This is a genomic window from Streptomyces antarcticus (assembly GCF_026627255.1).
Lineage (GTDB): Bacteria > Actinomycetota > Actinomycetes > Streptomycetales > Streptomycetaceae > Streptomyces > Streptomyces antarcticus.
Genome location: NZ_JAPNLM010000056.1, coordinates 1 through 16766, shown reverse-complemented (window position 1 = coordinate 16766; position 16766 = coordinate 1). Strand labels below are relative to the sequence as shown.

Below are 16766 nucleotides of genomic sequence, written 5' to 3'. Positions count from 1 at the left end.
GGCTGTGCGGGTCCCGCCTACGCCACAAATCACGTTTTACGTCCCGGACAACCCCCCACCCCGTCCCCGCCCCCGGCTCGGGTGGGGTCCCCGCCCCCGGCTCGGGTGGGGTCCCCGCCCCCGGCTCGGGTGGGGCCTTTGGGGCCGGCTCGGGTGGGGCCCCGACCCGGCGCTTGGGTGGGGGCTTTGGGTTCGGGGGCTGGGCGGCGTTGGGGTGGGCAGGGGGGAGCCCCGGCACCTGGGGGGGGTTAGGTGCCGGGGCTCGTCTGGGAGGGGCGGTCTGGTCAGGCCACGGCGTCGAAGCCGGTGTCACGTGCCATCCGCTTCAGCTCCAGGAGCGCGTGCTTCTCGATCTGGCGGATCCGCTCGCGGGTCAGGCCGTGCTGCTTGCCCACTTCAGTAAGCGTACGCTCCCGGCCGTCGTCGATGCCGTAACGCATCTTGATGATCGACGCGGTGCGCTGGTCGAGCTTGCCGAGCAGGTCCTCCAGCTCCTCGCTGCGCAGCAGCGAGAGCACGGACTGTTCGGGCGAGATCGCCGAGGTGTCCTCGAGGAGGTCGCCGAACTGCGTGTCGCCGTCGTCGTCGACCGCCATGTTCAGGCTGACCGGGTCGCGCGCCCAGTCCAGGACGTCACCGACCCGCTTCTCCGTGGTGTCCAGCTCGGCGGCGATCTCCGCGTGCTCCGGGTCCCGGCCGTTCTCGCGGTTGAACTCGCGCTGGACGCGGCGGATCCGGCCGAGCTCCTCGACCAGGTGGACGGGGAGGCGGATGGTGCGGGACTGGTCGGCGATGGAGCGGGTGATGGCCTGGCGGATCCACCACGTGGCGTACGTGGAGAACTTGAAGCCCTTGGCGTAGTCGAACTTCTCCACGGCGCGGACCAGGCCGGCGTTGCCCTCTTGGATGAGGTCGAGGAGCGGCAGGCCGCTGCGCGGGTAGCGGCGGGCGACGGCCACCACGAGGCGCAGGTTGGAGCGGATGAAGACTTCCTTGGCGCGCTCGCCGTCGGCGGCCAGCGCCTCCAGCTCTTCGCGCGAGGGCGTGCGGCCCCCGCGTTCTATGACGCCGTCGAGGATCTGCTGGGCGTACACGCCCGCCTCGATGATCTGGGAGAGCTCCACTTCCTTGGCTGCGTCGAGCAGCGGGGTACGCGCGATCTCGTCCAGGTACATGCCGACCAGGTCGCGGTCTGCGATCTCCCCGCCCCCAGCGCGGGCGCTGCTCGTGGACTGACGACGGGCGACGGCGCGGGTTGCCATGCGTGCTCCCTTGCGATGAGTGTCGGTCGCGGTGCGGCTGCCGGACGTACCGGTAGTGCGTCCCCGGACACTCTCCCGAGTGCCCGCTTCCGAAGGAAACAACGACTGGAATCGGGACAGAATTCCCACGTTGCACCCTCTTTTTCGAGATCTTGCAGTATCCTGCCCCGCCACGAGACGGGACCGGATGTCGAAAAAACCGGAAGAGGTGCAGGTCAGGCCTGGCACGTCGGCCGATCTGGAAGGACTCGCGACTCCGGACTGCCATGACACCCGTGAGACCGCCGTCACACGCGATGCGGTCGCATCCACTCCGGGACGGCGCCGCCCATGGCCGCACTCCCGCCCTGAAGGACGACCCGGGCCGGGTTCTGGTTGCCTGGACAGGCGATCGAATGACGCTTACGTGACAAGTCGGGCATCGACGGGCACGGCAGCGAGGACGGCCTCGGGATCGACACGGTCGCCGTGCGGCTGATCATCGAGGTCGTCTCCCCCGGCAGTGACGGCATCGCCGTCCACGTCCTCGTCGACGACTGCCGTGCTGAGCGGACCCGACCGGGAGCAGGCCGTGTACGGAGACGGGGCTAGCCGAACTGCAGGGAGCGCTTCGAGAGGCCCATCCAGAAGCCGTCCACCGTGTCGCGGCGGCGGGAGAGGTCGCCGGCGGCCTCCGCGGCGCCGAGGGTGACGAACAGCGGGGCGAAGTGTTCCGTACGGGGATGGGCCAGGCGGCCGGACGGGGACTTGGCCTCGAAGTCGAGCAGGGAGTCCAGGTCGCCGGCCGCCAGTGCCTCGTGGCCCCACGCGTCGAACTCCGCCGACCAGGCGGGGATGCCGGGGCCGGTGTGGCGCAGCGCGGCCAGGTTGTGCGTGAAGAAGCCGCTGCCGACGATGAGGACGCCCTCGTCGCGCAGGGGGGCCAGCTTGCGGCCGATGTCCATCAGGCGGCGCGGATCCAGGGTCGGCATGGAGACCTGGAGCACCGGTATGTCGGCCTCGGGGAACATCTCCACCAGCGGTACGTACGCCCCGTGGTCGAGGCCGCGGTCGGGGACGTCCTGGACCGGGGTGCCGGGGGCGCGCAGCAGTTTGCGTACGGAGGCGGCGAGCTCCGGGGCTCCGGGGGCCTCGTAGCGGACCTGGTAGTAGTGCTCGGGGAAGCCCCAGAAGTCGTAGACGAGCGGAACCCGCTCGGTGGCGCCGACGGCGAGCGGGGCCTCCTCCCAGTGGGCGGAGACCATCAGGACGGCCTTGGGGCGGGGCAGCGACGCGGACCAGGCGGCCAGCTCGGCAGGCCAGAGCGGGTCGTCGGCGAGGGGCGGGGCGCCGTGGCTCAGGTAGAGGGCCGGCATGCGCGGTTCGGTCGTGGTCACAGGGGTCTCCTCCGTCGTTCAGGGCCGCCGGAAACAGACCGACCCCGCCTGGTTCAAATTTGAACCAAGCGGGGTTCTCAGTCATTCCCGGACCGGTGGGCCCGTCAGTGGGCGATCACCGGGACCTTGAACTCGGTGTCCTCGGCGGAGCCGGAGCCGGAGGCCACGGGACCGCCCGCGCCGGGCCGGCCGGTGGTGATCAGGGTGACGGCGATGGCCGAGCTGGCGACCAGGATGCCGACCGCCCACCAGATGGCGGAGGAGTAGCCCTCGACCATGGCCTGGGCCTGGATCAGCTTCGCGGCCGGACCGCCCGCCGCGGCCTCGGCCGCGTGGTCGGTCAGGTAGGCCGTGGTCGCCGAGGCGGCGATGGTGTTCAGCAGCGCGGTGCCGATGGCGCCGCCGACCTGCTGCGAGGTGTTGACCATGGCGGAGGCGACGCCGGCGTCGGCCGGGTTCACCCCGTGCGTGGCCAGGGACATGGCCGGCATGAACGCCGTGCCCATGCCGAGGCCGAGCAGCAGCTGCGCCGGCAGGATGAGCGCCGGGTACGAGGACCCGACCTCGAGCTGGGTCAGCAGCAGCATGCCGGTGGCGGCGATCAGGAAGCCGGGGCCCATCAGCAGGCGCGGCGGCACCCGCGTCATCAGGCGGGCGCCGATCTGGGTGGAGCCCGTGATCATGCCCGCGATCATCGGCAGGAAGGCGAAGCCGGTCTTGACCGGCGAGTAGCCCTTCACGACCTGGAGGTAGTACGTGAGGAAGAGGAACAGGCCGAACATCGAGATGACGGCCAGGCCGAGGGAGAGGTAGACACCGCCGCGGTTGCGCTCCAGCAGGACGCGCAGCGGCAGCAGCGGGGACCGGACCTTGGACTCGGTGAAGACGAAGGACGCCAGCAGCACGGCCGAGCCGATGAACAGGCCGATGGTCAGCGGGTCCGACCAGCCCTCGGACTCGGCGCGGGTGAAGCCGTACACCAGGGCGACGAGGCCCAGCGTGGACAGGACCACGCCGGGGATGTCGAGGGGCGCGCGGTTGCGGGAGCCGGCGGGCTCGCGGATGACGAGCCAGGCACCGACGGCGGCGACGATCGCGAACGGGATGTTGACGAAGAAGGTCCAGCGCCAGTTGAGGTACTCGGTGAGGACGCCGCCGAGGATCAGGCCGACGGCGCCGCCGCCGCCCGCGATGGCACCGTAGATACCGAAGGCCTTGGCGCGCTCCTTGGCGTCGGTGAACATGACGGCGAGCAGGGAGAGGGCGGCCGGGGCGAGCAGTGCGCCGAAGGCGCCCTGGAGCGCGCGGGCGCCGAGCATCATGGCCTCGCTGTTGGCGGCGCCGCCGAGCGCGGAGGCCAGGGCGAAGCCGATGAGGCCGACGACGAAGGCGTTCTTACGGCCCCACTTGTCGGCGATGCGGCCGCCGAAGAGGAGGAGTCCGCCGAAGGCCAGCGCGTACGCGGTGATGACCCACTGGCGGTTGCCGTCCGAGATGCCGAGGTCGGTCTGGGCGGAGGGCAGGGCGATGTTCACGATGGTCGCGTCGAGGACGACCATCAGCTGGGCCAGGGCTATGAAGACGAGTGCCTTCCAGCGGCTGGGGTCGGCAGCCGGCGCGGGCGCCGCGGCTGTTTTGGACATGGGGGTACCCACTTCACTGTGCGGAATGACTGAAAAAGGCTAGTTCTGGAGCATGGGGGGCGTCACGTGGTTTTACGTCTCAAGCCCTCTAGCGTGGCCGCCGAACCCGGCAGCTCGGAGCGGGCCGGAGCGCGCAACCCGTCGAGGAACAGCTGGATGTGACGGTGGACGAAGCGGTCGACGTCGTGGCAGGCGGTGCCGGGGAGGGGGCGGCTGAGCTGGGAGAGGGCCATCGTCAGATCGCCGACGCCGATGTCCGTGCGGAGCAGTCCGGCGGCCTGGCCGGTGGCCAGCATGGTCTCGACGGCCTCCTCCAAGGCGTCGCGCGCCGCCAGGAGTTCGGGGTGGTCGTGGTCGAAGTCACCGGCGAGCATCGGGCACAGGGCGCCGATCCGCTCGTCGGCGGCGGCGTGCGTGAAGCGGCGGAGCGCGGCGAAGGCGTCGGGCTCCTCGGCAAGGGCGGCCTCGGCCCGGGCGGTGACGCGGTCCATGACGAACAGGACGACGTGGTGGACCAGGGAGGCCCGGTCCGGGAAGTGCCGGTAGAGGGTGGCGTTGCCGATACCGGCCCGGCGGGCGACCTCGTCGAAGGGGGCGCCGGGGCCGAACTCGACGAAGACCTCGCGGGCCGCCGTCAGGATGCGCTCGCGGTTGCGGACGGCGTCGGCGCGGGGGCGCGGAACGCCGTCCGCGCGGGACGCCCGGGCGGTGGGTGCGGGGGTGGCGGGGGTGGCGCCGCAGCCGGGGGCCTCCGAGCCGGGGCCGGGGCCGGATCCGGTGGCACACCCGGCCGCCGGGGCGGTGGTGGTGGTGCGCTGCATTCCGGGGCCTCCCTGGCACGGTCACTCGTACGCCCACCAAACGGGGAGCGGATCCCCACTTCGTGGGACTCACATGCAAACGGGGAACCCGTCCCCGCTTATTTCACTCCTTCGTGTGACCTGAGTCACGTGGCGTTCCACGTTCGGCCTCTCCCGACGCGCGGGCGCGCCGCAGCCGTCAGAGGGTGGGCGGACAGAGCGCAGACCGGACCCGGCCGGCTGCCGCGGACCCGAAGGCGATCTCCATGCCGCAGACGCGCCACCGGATACGCAGACCACGCCGCACCGGCGCGTTCATCGGCCTCACCGCGCTGGCCCTCGGCGTCTCGGCGACCGCGAGCACGGGGATATCCAGTCGGAGCCACTCGGCGGCCGGGCCCGTGGCCACCGGCGTCGAGTCGGCCCTCGCGCCCTGCCGGATCGCCGGCACGATGGGCGTGCAGATGTCCGAGGGCCTGCCGACCCCGCCCGGGTACTCGCGCTCGACCGGTGAGGTCCGCGCCCTGAACCTGATGATCGACTTTCCGGACGCCAAGGGCGAGGGCACGGCCCTGGACCGGCTGGCGGAGTTCTTCCCGCAGACCGCGAACTGGTTCCGCACCAGCTCGTACGGACGGCTCAGCTACCAGGCCGAAGCCCCGATAAGGGGCTGGCTGCGGATGCCGATGCCGTTCGCCGCGTACGGGATCGAACGCGGGTCACCGTACGAACCGGGCTACCGGCAGCTCGTCGAGCACATCGCCAAGGCCGCCGACTCCGACGTCGACTTCAGCCGGTACGACCTGGTCAACATCCTGGTCACCCCGAACGCCGGGCCGTCCGCCCTGGACACCGTCCTGTCGGTGACCTTCTCGGGCAACGGCGAGGCGCCGGCCGCCGACGGGGCCCCGCTCGCCAACACGTCCTTCGTGTACAGCCGCCAGGACGACGGCTCCGGCACCTACCGGGAGAGCGGCTACCGGGTGCTCCCGCACGAGAACGGGCACGTCTTCGGACTGCCCGACCTGTACACGTCGGACGGCGGCGGCAGCGTCGGGCACTGGGACATCATGAGCGAGGACTGGGGCGCCAACAACGACCTGCTGGGCTGGCACAAGTGGAAGCTGGGCTGGCTGGACAGCACGCAGATCAGCTGCGCGGCGAAGTCGGGCGCCAGCGACCACACCCTGTCGCCGCTGGCGGTGGAGGGCGGCATGAAGCTGGCCTTCGTCCCGCTGTCCGAGAGCGCCGGCTACGCGGTGGAGGTGCGCACACGGGCCGGGAACGACGAGGCCGTGTGCAAGCCGGGGGTGCTCATCTACAGGGTCGACTCCGACGTGGACACCGGGCGCGGCCCGGTGACGGTGTCGGACAGCGCCGCCGCGAGCGGCGGCTGCACCCGACGGCCGAACGTGCACGCGGAGCTGTCGGACGCGCCGTTCCGGCCGGGCGAGACCTTCACGGACGACAAGGCGGGCATCAGCGTGTCGGTGGTGGGAGAGCTGCGCAACGGCAGCTATCAGGTGCGGATCATCCGCCCCTGAGGGCGGGCGGGGCCGGGCGGGGAGGACGGGCGTGAGGACGGGCGGGCGTGAGGGCGGGCGGTCGGTTCGCCCGCCGGTCCGGGACGGAATCGGGTACGGGGCCTGCCACTCGGCCCGCCAGGTCCCGGCCTCCGGCCCCCCGTGCGGCGGTACTTGGCGACCCGGCGTCCGGCATGACGAGCGTCACATGCAACGCGGTGTGCCGAGCGGACACTACTCGGTGTGGACCAGCAACTGTTCGCGGAGATCTACGACGCACACGCCCGAGCGGTGTACGCGCATGCCGTCCGCATGACGTCCGACCGCACCGGGGCGGAGGACATCGTCTCCCTCACCTTTCTCGAGGCGTGGCGGCTCCGCGAGACCCTCGACGGAGTCACCAGCCACCGGGCATGGCTGCTCGGGGTCGCCACCAACGTCATGCGCAACACCCGCAGGGCCGCACGTCGGCACAGGGAGGCGATGACCCGCCTGCCCCGGCCGGAGGCCGTCCCGGACCCGGCGGACGCGGTGGTGTCCCGTATCGCGGACACCGCCAGGGCATCGGCCGCGCTGGCCGCCCTGGGCGAGCTGCGGCGTGCCGACCGCGAGGTCATCCTCCTGTCGGTCTGGGCCGGCCTCAGCCACGCCGAGGTGGCCACGGCGTGCGGAACCAAAGAAGCCACCGTCCGCTCCCGGCTGTCACGGGCGCGCAGCCGCCTTCGCGAACTGACCACGGCCGGTCTGGCCGCGGAGCCGGCCGGGGGGCACGCGTCCGTGCCCCGCACCACACGGGAGGGAAACCTGTGAACGCCGACGACGACGCACGCACCGCACCGTCCGGGCACGACGAGCTGTTGCAGCGCCTGCCCGGGCTCTCCGACGCGGAACTCCACGCGGAACTGCCCTTCAGCGGCCACCACCTCAGGGAACTCCTGATGCGCGAAACGGCACGGGGTACCCGGGCCGCCTCCCGCCGGCCCGGGCGCCCTCTGGTCCTTTCCCTGGCGGCGGCCGCAGCGGCGTGTGCCGTGGCGGTCGCCTTCGCCCTGGGGGGACACGGTCCTGTTGACCGCCCCGGCGCCGCTGCTCCCGAGCCCGCGGCCGTACGGCTCCTGGACCGCGTCGCCCTCGCGGCGGCGACGGCGCCCGCCCCGGCGGTGCGCGACGGGCAGTTCATGTACACGAAGACCATCGGACACTCCACCTCCCTGACCGAAGTCCGGATCGGACAGATGGTGGCGGCCCCCACGGACCAGTCGGCCGAGCGCTGGCTGCCGGTGGACGGTTCGGCCGGCACGGTGGTGCGCACCGCGTCCGGGACCGACAGGATTCCGCCGGGGGGCCCGCCGAGCCTCAGCAGACCGACCTACCGGTTCCTCGAAACGGTGCCGACCGACCCCGCCGAGCTGCTGGAGTTGCTCTACAAGGACGCCCGCGCGCACCACGGTCCCGGCTCGGGCTCGACCACCGGCCCCGACCAGCAGGCCTTCGTCGCGATCGGTGACCTGCTGCGGAGCGTCGAGACCCCGCCGGGGCTGAGTGCGGCGCTCTACCGTGCGGCGGCCCGCATCCCCGGTGTCGTGGTGGTTCCCGAGGCGAGTGACGCCGCCGGCCGGACCGGTGTCGCGGTCGCCCGCGTACACGACGGCGAGCGGACCGAGTGGATCTTCGACAAGGAGAGCCTGCGGCTCCTGGGGTCACGCGAGGTCGTCCTCGAGGACAACTCCTGGGGCAAGGCCGGAACGGTGGTGACTTCGGTGGCGGTCGTCGCCCGGGGCGTCACCGACCGCCCCGGACAGCTGCCGGGATCCTGACGGCTGGGGCGGACGGCCAGGGGCGGGCGGTCAGGGGTGGGCCGTCAGCGGCGGGCGGTCAGGGGTGGCCCAGGCGGAAGCCGACGCCGCGGACCGTGATGATCCAGCGGCTCGAACCGAGCTTGCCGCGCAGGCTGCTGACGTGCGTGTCGATGGTGCGCCCCGGGTTCGACCAGGAGTCGTCCCACACCCGCGCCATCAGCTGCCTGCGGGAGACCACCGCCCCCGGCTCCGAGGCGAGCAGGTGGAGGAGGTCGAACTCCTTGCGCGTCACCTCGACGGCGCGGCCGTCCAGCCGGACCTCCCGGGTGCCCGCGTCGACGAGGAGCGGGCCGCGGCTGATGACGCGGGCGACGGAACGCTGCGGCCGCACCCGCCGCATGACCGCGTCCATCCTGGCCAGGAGCTCACGGAACCCGTACGGCTTGACCAGGTAGTCGTCCGCACCGGCTTGCAGGCCCAGCACGCAGTCGAGTTCGGTGCCGCGCGCGGTGACGGCGATGACCGGGGTGTCGCTGACCGCCCGGATCCCGCGGCAGACTTCCAGGCCGTCGAGGTCCGGCAGGTCCAGGTCCAGCAGGATCAGGCCGGCGCCCTGGTGCACCCGCATGGCCTTGGCCCCGGTGGCCACGCTCTCGGCCACGTAGCCGTGCCGGCGCAGCCCCTGGACGAGGGCGTCGGCGGCGCGCGGCTCGTTCTCGACGACGAGGACGTGCAGCGCCTGCCCGGTGCTGGCGCCTCCCGCGGCGTCCGCCCCCGGCGGGCGGTGCTGCTCCGGGATGAGCGGGGAGCGCTCGGGGCGGGGGCGTCCGGTGCGAGGTTCGAGTAGATCCGTGGTCTGCCGGTACATCTGATCCTCCTGAGGCACTGTCACGTTGCCGGGTACGGGTGAGATGCCGCCGCGGACGGGCTTACGACCGAACTCTCCATCGGGCTCCCTGACCTTTCCCGCGCTCCTGGACCCCGCTCCCCAGGGGAAGCAGCTACCAACGGGAGGACAGTACCAAACAGACTTGTCTGATTGTTACGCCCGCAAGGCGTCCACCTGCGCCACCTGCAACTTCTTCGCGCAGCATGAAGGAGATCGGCAATCTCCCTTCATGAGAGGGAAGTTGCCTGGTCAGAATGCTCTTGCCAGCGTTCCCTCGGGGGTGCCGGCGGTAGAATGGCGGGGGGCGTACGACGGATCAGTACAGGCAAGTCTGTATGTTATTTGGACGGCAAGCCGTCCCGTGCGCACGTCCACCCCGGGAGGCCCCCGCTCCGCCCCGGGCCCCGGGGTCCGCTCAGTCGTCGGCACCCTCGGGCGGTGCCTCGGGGGGCGGGGTGGTGCGGAGCCGGCCGAGGATGCCGGGGGTGGCGAGGCCGGGCAGCAGGAACCGCCAGAGCGTGGAGACGCGTTCGGGTAGGTCACGGCGGTCGCTGTAGACCTGGGACATGAGCTGGAGCCCCGTGAAGGCGCCGACGATGAGCGAGGTTGCTTCGCGCAGATCGGTACCGGGGAGCACCTCGCCCTGCGCCGACGCCTCCTCGAGCAGCCCGAGGATGGCCGTGCTGGACATGTCGTACGGGCTCTGGGCCGGGCGGGAGAAGGAGGTCTGCTCGACCGCCAGCCGCACGCTCGCCCGCAGGACGGGGTCGATGCGCAGGCGGCGCGCGAACTCCATCGTCAGGTCGATGGCCGCCTGAAGCTTGACCGGGTTGTCGGGCACCTCCAGGGCTTCGCTCTGCAGGGCCACCAGCGCGGCCGCGATGGCCTCCTTCGAGGGGAAGTGGTGGTACAGGGCCCCCCTGGTCAGACCGGTGCGGGCCAGGATCTCGGTCGTGCTCGCGGCGTCGTAGCCCCGCTCGTCGAAGACCTGTGCGGCGGCCTCCAGGATCGATCGTTTCGACCGCACTCCCCGTTCCTGCTGTGCCATGAGCGCCCTTTCGAAGTCTGTCACGTTGGGTCTAAAAAGTACGGACCTGTCTGTACCTTATGCCCCGGCGGTGGATCCGGTCGGCGGATGCGGTCTACTCGACACCCGCCTCGCGCCCCTGACCTCATGAGAAAGCAGGAGCCTCCATGCCGTCCTTGACCTCGCCGCACCCCTCCGGGCACGACAGCGTGGTGACGGCAGCCCCCCGCCCCGCCCGCCCCGCGGGGACCGCGACGCTCCCCCGCCTCACCACCACACCGTCCCGCGGGAGTTCGTCCACCGTGCGGCCGTGTCGAAGGTCCTGCCGACGTCGTCCTGCGGCCGGCCGGCAGCTGATCCCCTCGCACCCCCTGGAGACCCTCGCGTGACCACGATCATGATCACCGGGGCGGCCGGATTCGTCGGCCGCCACGTCACCCGCGAGGCCGAACGCCGCGGCGTCGCCCTGCGGCTGATGTCCCACCGCAGTCCGCTGCCCGGGGCCGCGACGCCCTCGGTCCCCGACGGGCACGCCGTCGTACGGGCCGACCTCGCCGACCCCGCGTCGCTGCGCGGCGCGTGCGACGGGGTCGACGTACTGGTGCACTGCGCCGCGCAGATCGGCGGGACCGCCGAGCGGTGCGAGGCCGTCAACGCCCGCGGCACCGCCGCCCTCGTCGCGGAGGCCCGCCGCGCCGGGGTGTCCCGCGTCGTCCACCTCAGCACCGCCTCCGTGTACGGCCGCGGCACCTTCCGGGGGCAGCGCCCCGAGGACCTCGTCCGCCGTCCCGGATCGCCCACCTCGGCCAGCCGCGCCGCCGCCGAGGACGCCGTGCTGGCCGCGGGCGGCACCGTACTGCGCCCCCACCTCGTCTACGGCGAGGGGGACTGCTGGGTCGTACCCGGGATGGCCCGGCTCCTGCGGGCCCTGCCCGGCACCGTCGAGGGCTGGTCCTCCCGCACCTCCGTGATCGCCGTGACCGACCTCGCCCGCGCCATGGTGGCCACCGCCCTCGCGCCCGCCGGGGACCTGACCGCGTCCGTCTACCACGCCGCGCACCCCCGGCCCGTCGTGTGGAACGGGCTGCTGCGCGCCGTGGCCGACTGCGCCGCGCTCCCGTGGCCCCGGCACGACCTCACCGCCCCGCAGGCACGTGCGCTGTTGGCGGAGCGGGGCGGCCGGGGCCGGGAGCTGGACATGATCACCACCGACCACTGGTTCGACAGCGTCCCGTTCTGGTCCGACCTCGGCTGCGACCCCGGTCCCGGGTTCCCGGGGCACGCCGCCGACTTCGCACGGTGGTACGGGGAGGGGCTGCGGACCGTCTGAGCCCGCCCGCCCGAGCCCCCGGCCGCTACGGGGAGACCGCGTCCGACGCCTCACGGGCCCCGGCCGGCGCGTCGGGCTCCCGGCGGCCGGTCCCGCGCAGGTGCAGGGCCAGTACCACCAATGCGGCCAGGACGGTGGCGGCCCCGCCGGCCAGCAGCCCGGAGCGGGCGCCCAGCCGTTCGCTGAGCCAGCCGATCAGGAGGGCTCCGAAGGGCGTCGTGCCCTGGAACACCAGGGTGTAGAGGGCCATGACCCGCCCCCGGTAGGCGGGGTCGGAGCCGAGCTGGATCCGGTGGTTGGCCGCCTGGGCGAAGGAGATCGAGCCGAACCCGGTGAGGAACAGCAGGACGGCCGCGACGGCGAACGTCGGCGCCAGGCCGGCCAGCACCTCCAGCACCCCGAACCCCAGGGCCGACCAGATGACCAGGCTCAGCGACGGCCTGCCGCGCCGCCCGGTCGAGGCGAACGCGGCGAGCAGCGAGCCGGCCGCCATCGCCGTGGTGAGCAGCCCGAACGCGGCCGCGTCGGCGTGGAAGACCGTCTTGGCGAACAGTGGCAGGGTGAGCTGGAAGTTGAAGCCGAGCATGCCGACCACCGCCACCAGCAGCATGGGCAGCAGCAGATCGGGCCGCGAGGCCATGTACCGGATCCCGTCCACGGCACGCGCCCGTTCCGGCCGGCTGCGTTCGACCCGGTGCAGTTCGGCGGGCCGGATCAGGCGCAGCCCGGCCACCGTCGCCAGGTAGCTCACGGCGTTGACCGCCATCACCGTTCCGGTGCCCAGCCAGCCGATCAGCAGGCCGGCCAGGGCGGGGCCCACCACCCGCGCCGCGTTGAAGTACGCCGCGCTCAGCGCGGAGGCGTTGGGCAGCAGGCCGGGGCCGACCAGCTCGGTCACGAAGGACATCCGGGTCGGCACCTCGACCGCGTTGACGATGCCCAGGCCGAGCGCGAACAGGAACACGTGCCACAGCCGCACCGACCCCGTCAGCACGAGCGCGGCGAGCAGCAGCGCGAGGACCCCCGAGGCGGCGTTCGCGCCGATCAGCAGCCTGCGCTTGTCGTACCGATCGGCGAGGACGCCCGCGTGCAGCGTGAGCAGCAGCAGCGGCGCGAACTGCAGGGCCGTCACCGCGCCCAGGGCGGTCCCGGAGTCGCCGGTCAGGGACAGCACCAGCCAGTCCTGGGCGACGACCATCATCCAGGTGCCGGTGACGGACGCCAGCTGTCCGCCCGCGAACAGCCTGAAGTTGCGGACCGTCAGGGACTGGAAGCCGTGGGCGAGAGCGCGTTTCATCGGGTCCTTGTCAGTCGGTGCCGCGGAAGACGTGGTGGTCGGCGGCCTCGCGCCGCTCACCGGCGAGCAGGGCGGGGCGTACGGGCCGGGCCCGCCGGGCGGCGGCGTGCTCGGCGCCGGCCGGCCCGGTCCGGTCGGGGAGGTCGTGGCTCATGGCGCTCTCATGGGGGTGGGAAAGTACGGCGGGCTCCTCAAGCATGGGTGCGGGACCGGTGGAGGGCCTGGTGACGGCCTTCGGCTCCGCCGGCGGGGCGCCCGGACGTGGCGGCGGCAGCGGCGGGGCCCCGGCGGACGCGGCGTACAGGGCCGGCGGGTTCTCCTCCCCAAGCCGAGCGGTAGCGGCCGAACCGGTGGCGACCGAACCGGTGATGGCCGAGCCGGTAGCGGCCGAACCGGTGGCGACCGGACCGGCAGCGGGCTCGGTGGTGGTGGCCGAACCGGTGGCGGCTGAGCGGCTGAGTCGGTAGCCGGCGAGCCGGTGGGCGGTTCTACGGCCCGCACCGTCAGTCGGGTGAAGCGCCAGCCCTCGGCCGTGCGCGGCGCCCGGGCCTCGTAGTGGCCCATGACGTCGGGTTCGGCGGCGTCCGGGCCACCCGTGCCCGGGGCGTGGGGTGACGATCTGGTGCACCGCACGACAGCCCGGTCCTCGTCCGGCAGGTCGACGGCGTACTCGGCATTGACCTCCCGGACCTCGCCCCAGGAGCGGCGCGCCTCCTCGTGGAAGGTGTCCAGGCCCTCGGCGCCGCCCTCCGTGCCGTCGGGATAGCCGATCCGGACGTCCGCGGTGAAGACCTCGCGGTGGCGGTCGGAGGCCGTCCGGGCCTCGTCGGCCGTGCGTCCGGTCCGGAGGGCCGACTCCAGCGCGAGGAGGTGCCGGTCGGCCAGCTCCTGGACCTCGTTATCGTTCGGCGGCCTTGCGCGCCCTGCGGTTCGTGGCCGCGGCCGTGTCCGCGGGCGTGTCCGCGGGCGTGTCCGCGGGCGTGTCCGCGGGCGTGTCCGCGGCCGGGCCGGAATCGGGACCGCCCGGTGAACCGGCTCCGGCCCGTTCCCGCCCGGCGACGCTGCGGCCGCCCAGGTAGTAGGCCACCGCGACGAGCAGCGCCGCGCCCGCGACGACCGCGAAGGTCGGCTGGATGCCGAGGGAGGAGACGAGCGGCTGGGTCAGGACCGGGGCCAGGAACTGCCCGAGGAACAGGGCGGTGGTCAGCAGGCCCGCGTACCGGGCGCGTACGTGGGCGGGCGCTTCCGCGAGGACCCAGTTGTTGAGGTTCGGCATCAGGAAACCGAGGCCGGTGCCCATGATCAGCAGCGCCACGACCAGCACCGCCACGTTGGGCGCGACCGCGAGCACCAGGTAGCCGAGGCCGATGGCGAGGAAGGAGAGCGCGGCGAGCGGGTACTCCCCCGCGAGCCGGCGGAAGAACGCGAACCGCATCGCGACCATGCCGGTGGTGAAGGTCTGTACGGCCATCACCGCGCCGGAGACCACGGCGGCGGCCTTGAAGTGGTCCTCGACCAGGAACGGGATCTGGACGGGGACGGAGTAGAAGGCGACCTGGCCCAGCATCATCGCGGCCAGCGCCGCCAGGATGCCGGCCGGGATCTTCGACGTGGCCGGGGCCGCGGCCCCCTTCCCCACCGGGGCGGGGGCGGTCGCGGTGCGTCCCTCGGGCAGGAAGGCGAGCGCCGGGATCACCAGCAGGACGCCCAACAGGTAGAGGAGGAAGACGACGCGCCAGTCCAGTCCCGCGAGCGCGCCGCCGCCGAGCAGCAGCACCACGCCGCCGAACGAGCCCGCGGCGGCCTGCCGGCCCAGCAGGCGCTGCCGGTCGGTGCCTTCGTAGAGGTCCGCGATCATGGCCATGCTGCTGGTCATGATCAGCGAGACGCCGATGCCGAGGACCGCGCGCCCGGCGAGCATGCCGGTCAGGTCGGGCAGGTACGCGCCGGAGCTGCCGCCGATGCCGAAGGCGAGCATGCCGGTGACGAGCGCGCGCTTGCGGCCGAGCCGCTCCACGACGAAGCCGGCCACGGGCGAGAACAGCACGATGGCCAGCGCGTGCGTGGTGGTGATCATGCGGGCCAGCAGGTCCGCGTTGGGGGTGTCCGCGAACGCCTCGCGGATGCCCGGGATCGCGGGCGCCACGGTGGCGCCCGCCATGATGGTCAGGGTGCCGGCCAGCACCAGCGTGGCCGCTTGGCCGCGCCCGGCGGGCCGGGGCGAGGGTGAAGTCATGGTTCCCGTCCTCGGGAGTGGTGAGGTGGTCCGGGCCCGGCGGCCGGAGCCGTCCGGGACGCGGCGGCCGGGGGCGCAGAAGAGCAGCATCGTGACGTCGCGGGCCGAGGGGTCTTCGAGACTCGCCAGGGACACGGCCGGCTGGGCGGTCGCGGGACCGGCCGGCTCCACGTCGACCCCGACCGGTACGGCCGCGACACCCGCGAGGGCGATCCCGGCGCTGTGCGAGAGCGAGAAGCCCGGGGGCGGCGAGGACGCGTCGAGGGCGGGCCGGCCGTGTCCCCGCCGCAGTCGGCGCAGCGCTCCCGTACGAAGCGCAGGGCGGGAGGACTGCGAGGGGGTGCGCGCCGTGCGGCGGCGCACCCCATGCCACCGGTCCGTCAGGCCTGGTACGGGGTCTTGGCGCGGGCCTCGCGGAGCGCGTTCGCCCACCAGCCGAGCTGGTCCAGCAGCACCTTGGCGGCGCCGGCCGGGCCGGTCTCGTCCTTCGGCTTGCCGTCCTCGCCGAACTGCTCCCACGCCATGTGGAAGCTGACCGCGTCGCGGACGGTGACCGCGTGCAGCTCGGCGAAGACCGGGCGCAACTGCTCCACCGACCGCAGGCCGCCGGCCAGGCCGCCGTAGGAGACGAAACCGACGGGCTTGGCGCGCCACTGGGTGTAGTGCCAATCGATGAGGTGCTTCAGCGAGGCGGGAAAGCTGTGGTTGTACTCCGGCGTCACGATGATGTAGGCGTCGGCCTGCTCCAGGCGCGGCGAGATCTTCGAGAGGATCCCGGCAGCCTCCTCGGACGGGTTGTGCGAGATCGCCGCGGGCAGCTCGTGGTCGGCGAGGTCGATCACGTCGACGATCAGGTCCGCGCGCTCCTCGGCGATGCCGGCGAACCACTCGCCGACGACCGGACCGAACCGGCCCTCGCGGACACTGCTGTTGATCACCGCAAGCCGCAGAGGCTCGTTCGACATGGTTGTTCCTTTCGTGGACGGGACTCCCCCGTGCGCTGGGCGAGGCGCTCCAGAACGACGACATCGACCCCCGCGAGCCGCAGCTCACCGGCGAGCGTCAGCCCGGCCGGACCCGCCCCCACGACATTCACGGCAGCGTCCATGCACCTCGCCCCAGACATTCCCAGGGTCCCTTTCAGCGGAATGTGTTGATGAGTCTCCGCGACAGAGGAGAGGGCGACAATGCATTCCCCTTCAGACCCCGGTGATGTTTCGTCACGGGTTCGCGCATTGTTCAGCGGCACATGAAAGGAACTACAGAGGAACGAAAAGCGGCACTCACCGGCCGGCGGCAGGGCGGCGTCCGTACGCGTGAAGGCCCCGCCCGGACCTGGGTCCTGGCGGGGCCTTCACGTGACCGTCGGCGGGGCCGGAGCGGGGCTCCGGCGTGGACGTCAGTCCTTGATCTCGCAGATGGTGGCGCCGGAGGTGAGGGAGGCGCCGATCTCGGCCTTGAGGCCGGTGATGGTGCCGGAGCGGTGGGCGTTGAGGGGCTGCTCCATCTTCATGGCTTCGAGGACGACGATGAGTTCGCCCTCGGTGACCTGCTGGCCTTCTTCGACGGCGACCTTGACGATGG

16 protein-coding genes and 2 pseudogenes are annotated in these 16766 nt (G+C 72.7%); 5 read left to right on the top strand and 13 right to left on the bottom strand.

Annotated elements, in window-relative coordinates; translation table 11 throughout:
- Window positions 1-284: 284 nt before the first annotated feature.
- From OTB16_RS38295 to OTB16_RS38280, 4 genes are all read right to left on the bottom strand, one after another.
- Window positions 285-1262, bottom strand: a complete 978-nt coding sequence (locus OTB16_RS38295) for a sigma-70 family RNA polymerase sigma factor (RefSeq protein ID WP_267727420.1) — start codon at window positions 1260-1262, stop codon at window positions 285-287.
- Between the two features lie 587 nt (window positions 1263-1849).
- The gene (locus OTB16_RS38290; RefSeq protein WP_267727422.1) at window positions 1850-2617 is read right to left on the bottom strand and encodes a dioxygenase family protein; all 768 of its coding nucleotides are present in this window, start codon (window positions 2615-2617) and stop codon (window positions 1850-1852) included.
- Between the two features lie 125 nt (window positions 2618-2742).
- Entirely contained in the window at window positions 2743-4281 is a 1539-nt protein-coding gene (locus OTB16_RS38285) for an MFS transporter (protein ID WP_267727418.1), read from the bottom strand.
- A 62-nt stretch (window positions 4282-4343) separates the two neighbouring features.
- Window positions 4344-5102, bottom strand: coding sequence for a TetR/AcrR family transcriptional regulator (locus OTB16_RS38280; RefSeq protein WP_267727416.1), 759 nt, complete (start codon window positions 5100-5102; stop codon window positions 4344-4346).
- A gap of 245 nt (window positions 5103-5347) precedes the next feature.
- Here OTB16_RS38280 and OTB16_RS38275 point away from each other — a divergent pair, with 245 nt between their 5' ends.
- The 3 genes from OTB16_RS38275 (at window position 5348) to OTB16_RS38265 (ending at window position 8421) form a co-directional block, all read left to right on the top strand.
- Window positions 5348-6625, top strand: a complete 1278-nt coding sequence (locus tag OTB16_RS38275) for a M6 family metalloprotease domain-containing protein (RefSeq protein ID WP_267727414.1) — start codon at window positions 5348-5350, stop codon at window positions 6623-6625.
- A gap of 222 nt (window positions 6626-6847) precedes the next feature.
- Complete coding sequence (locus OTB16_RS38270; RefSeq protein WP_267727412.1) at window positions 6848-7414, top strand: RNA polymerase sigma factor; 567 nt, start codon at window positions 6848-6850, stop codon at window positions 7412-7414.
- Window positions 7411-8421, top strand: coding sequence for a CU044_5270 family protein (locus tag OTB16_RS38265; RefSeq protein ID WP_267727410.1), 1011 nt, complete (start codon window positions 7411-7413; stop codon window positions 8419-8421). The genes OTB16_RS38270 and OTB16_RS38265 overlap by 4 nt, the downstream gene beginning before the upstream one ends.
- A gap of 58 nt (window positions 8422-8479) precedes the next feature.
- Here the strand turns inward: OTB16_RS38265 and OTB16_RS38260 are convergent, their stop codons facing one another.
- Both OTB16_RS38260 and OTB16_RS38255 read right to left on the bottom strand, forming a co-directional pair.
- Window positions 8480-9271, bottom strand: a complete 792-nt coding sequence (locus tag OTB16_RS38260; protein ID WP_267727408.1) for a response regulator transcription factor — start codon at window positions 9269-9271, stop codon at window positions 8480-8482.
- Window positions 9272-9707: 436 nt separating this feature from the next.
- Window positions 9708-10340 (bottom strand): ScbR family autoregulator-binding transcription factor, encoded by a 633-nt coding sequence (locus OTB16_RS38255; RefSeq protein ID WP_267727406.1) that lies wholly within the window; start codon window positions 10338-10340, stop codon window positions 9708-9710.
- Window positions 10341-10704: 364 nt separating this feature from the next.
- Here OTB16_RS38255 and OTB16_RS38250 point away from each other — a divergent pair, with 364 nt between their 5' ends.
- Entirely contained in the window at window positions 10705-11649 is a 945-nt protein-coding gene (locus OTB16_RS38250) for an NAD-dependent epimerase/dehydratase family protein (RefSeq protein WP_267727405.1), read from the top strand.
- A gap of 25 nt (window positions 11650-11674) precedes the next feature.
- Here OTB16_RS38250 and OTB16_RS38245 read toward each other — a convergent pair whose 3' ends face one another.
- A complete protein-coding gene (locus OTB16_RS38245; protein WP_267727404.1) occupies window positions 11675-12946 on the bottom strand; it encodes an MFS transporter in 1272 nt (423 codons plus the stop codon).
- A gap of 10 nt (window positions 12947-12956) precedes the next feature.
- A complete protein-coding gene (locus tag OTB16_RS38240; RefSeq protein ID WP_267727402.1) occupies window positions 12957-13100 on the bottom strand; it encodes a hypothetical protein in 144 nt (47 codons plus the stop codon).
- A 43-nt stretch (window positions 13101-13143) separates the two neighbouring features.
- Here OTB16_RS38240 and OTB16_RS38235 point away from each other — a divergent pair, with 43 nt between their 5' ends.
- Window positions 13144-13413, top strand: a complete 270-nt coding sequence (locus OTB16_RS38235) for a hypothetical protein (protein ID WP_267727400.1) — start codon at window positions 13144-13146, stop codon at window positions 13411-13413.
- Between the two features lie 46 nt (window positions 13414-13459).
- Here the strand turns inward: OTB16_RS38235 and OTB16_RS39785 are convergent.
- The 5 genes and pseudogenes from OTB16_RS39785 to OTB16_RS38215 all read right to left on the bottom strand — a co-directional run.
- A pseudogene (locus OTB16_RS39785) lies at window positions 13460-13807 on the bottom strand (nuclear transport factor 2 family protein); the annotation flags it as partial.
- A 37-nt stretch (window positions 13808-13844) separates the two neighbouring features.
- A complete protein-coding gene (locus OTB16_RS38230) occupies window positions 13845-15545 on the bottom strand; it encodes an MFS transporter (protein ID WP_267727398.1) in 1701 nt (566 codons plus the stop codon).
- A 17-nt stretch (window positions 15546-15562) separates the two neighbouring features.
- The gene (locus tag OTB16_RS38225) at window positions 15563-16147 is read right to left on the bottom strand and encodes an NADPH-dependent FMN reductase (protein WP_267727396.1); all 585 of its coding nucleotides are present in this window, start codon (window positions 16145-16147) and stop codon (window positions 15563-15565) included.
- Window positions 16148-16164: 17 nt separating this feature from the next.
- Window positions 16165-16290, bottom strand: a pseudogene (locus OTB16_RS38220) (FAD-dependent monooxygenase); the annotation flags it as partial.
- Window positions 16291-16581: 291 nt separating this feature from the next.
- A partial coding sequence (locus OTB16_RS38215; RefSeq protein WP_324290883.1) for an acyl-CoA carboxylase biotin carboxyl carrier protein subunit occupies window positions 16582-16766 on the bottom strand: 185 nt, incomplete at its 5' end.

Bases quoted from the DNA above. Each gene is read 5' to 3' on its own strand.
- OTB16_RS38225 (WP_267727396.1), bottom strand. From the start codon at position 16,147: ATGTCGAACGAGCCTCTGCGGCTTGCGGTGATCAACAGCAGTGTCCGC.
- OTB16_RS38235 (WP_267727400.1), top strand. From the start codon at position 13,144: ATGGGTGCGGGACCGGTGGAGGGCCTGGTGACGGCCTTCGGCTCCGCC.
- OTB16_RS38245 (WP_267727404.1), bottom strand. From the start codon at position 12,946: ATGAAACGCGCTCTCGCCCACGGCTTCCAGTCCCTGACGGTCCGCAAC.
- OTB16_RS38295 (WP_267727420.1), bottom strand. From the start codon at position 1,262: ATGGCAACCCGCGCCGTCGCCCGTCGTCAGTCCACGAGCAGCGCCCGC.
- OTB16_RS38255 (WP_267727406.1), bottom strand. From the start codon at position 10,340: ATGGCACAGCAGGAACGGGGAGTGCGGTCGAAACGATCGATCCTGGAG.
- OTB16_RS38290 (WP_267727422.1), bottom strand. From the start codon at position 2,617: ATGCCGGCCCTCTACCTGAGCCACGGCGCCCCGCCCCTCGCCGACGAC.
- OTB16_RS38285 (WP_267727418.1), bottom strand. From the start codon at position 4,281: ATGTCCAAAACAGCCGCGGCGCCCGCGCCGGCTGCCGACCCCAGCCGC.
- OTB16_RS38240 (WP_267727402.1), bottom strand. From the start codon at position 13,100: ATGAGCCACGACCTCCCCGACCGGACCGGGCCGGCCGGCGCCGAGCAC.
- OTB16_RS38280 (WP_267727416.1), bottom strand. From the start codon at position 5,102: ATGCAGCGCACCACCACCACCGCCCCGGCGGCCGGGTGTGCCACCGGA.
- OTB16_RS38275 (WP_267727414.1), top strand. From the start codon at position 5,348: ATGCCGCAGACGCGCCACCGGATACGCAGACCACGCCGCACCGGCGCG.
- OTB16_RS38260 (WP_267727408.1), bottom strand. From the start codon at position 9,271: ATGTACCGGCAGACCACGGATCTACTCGAACCTCGCACCGGACGCCCC.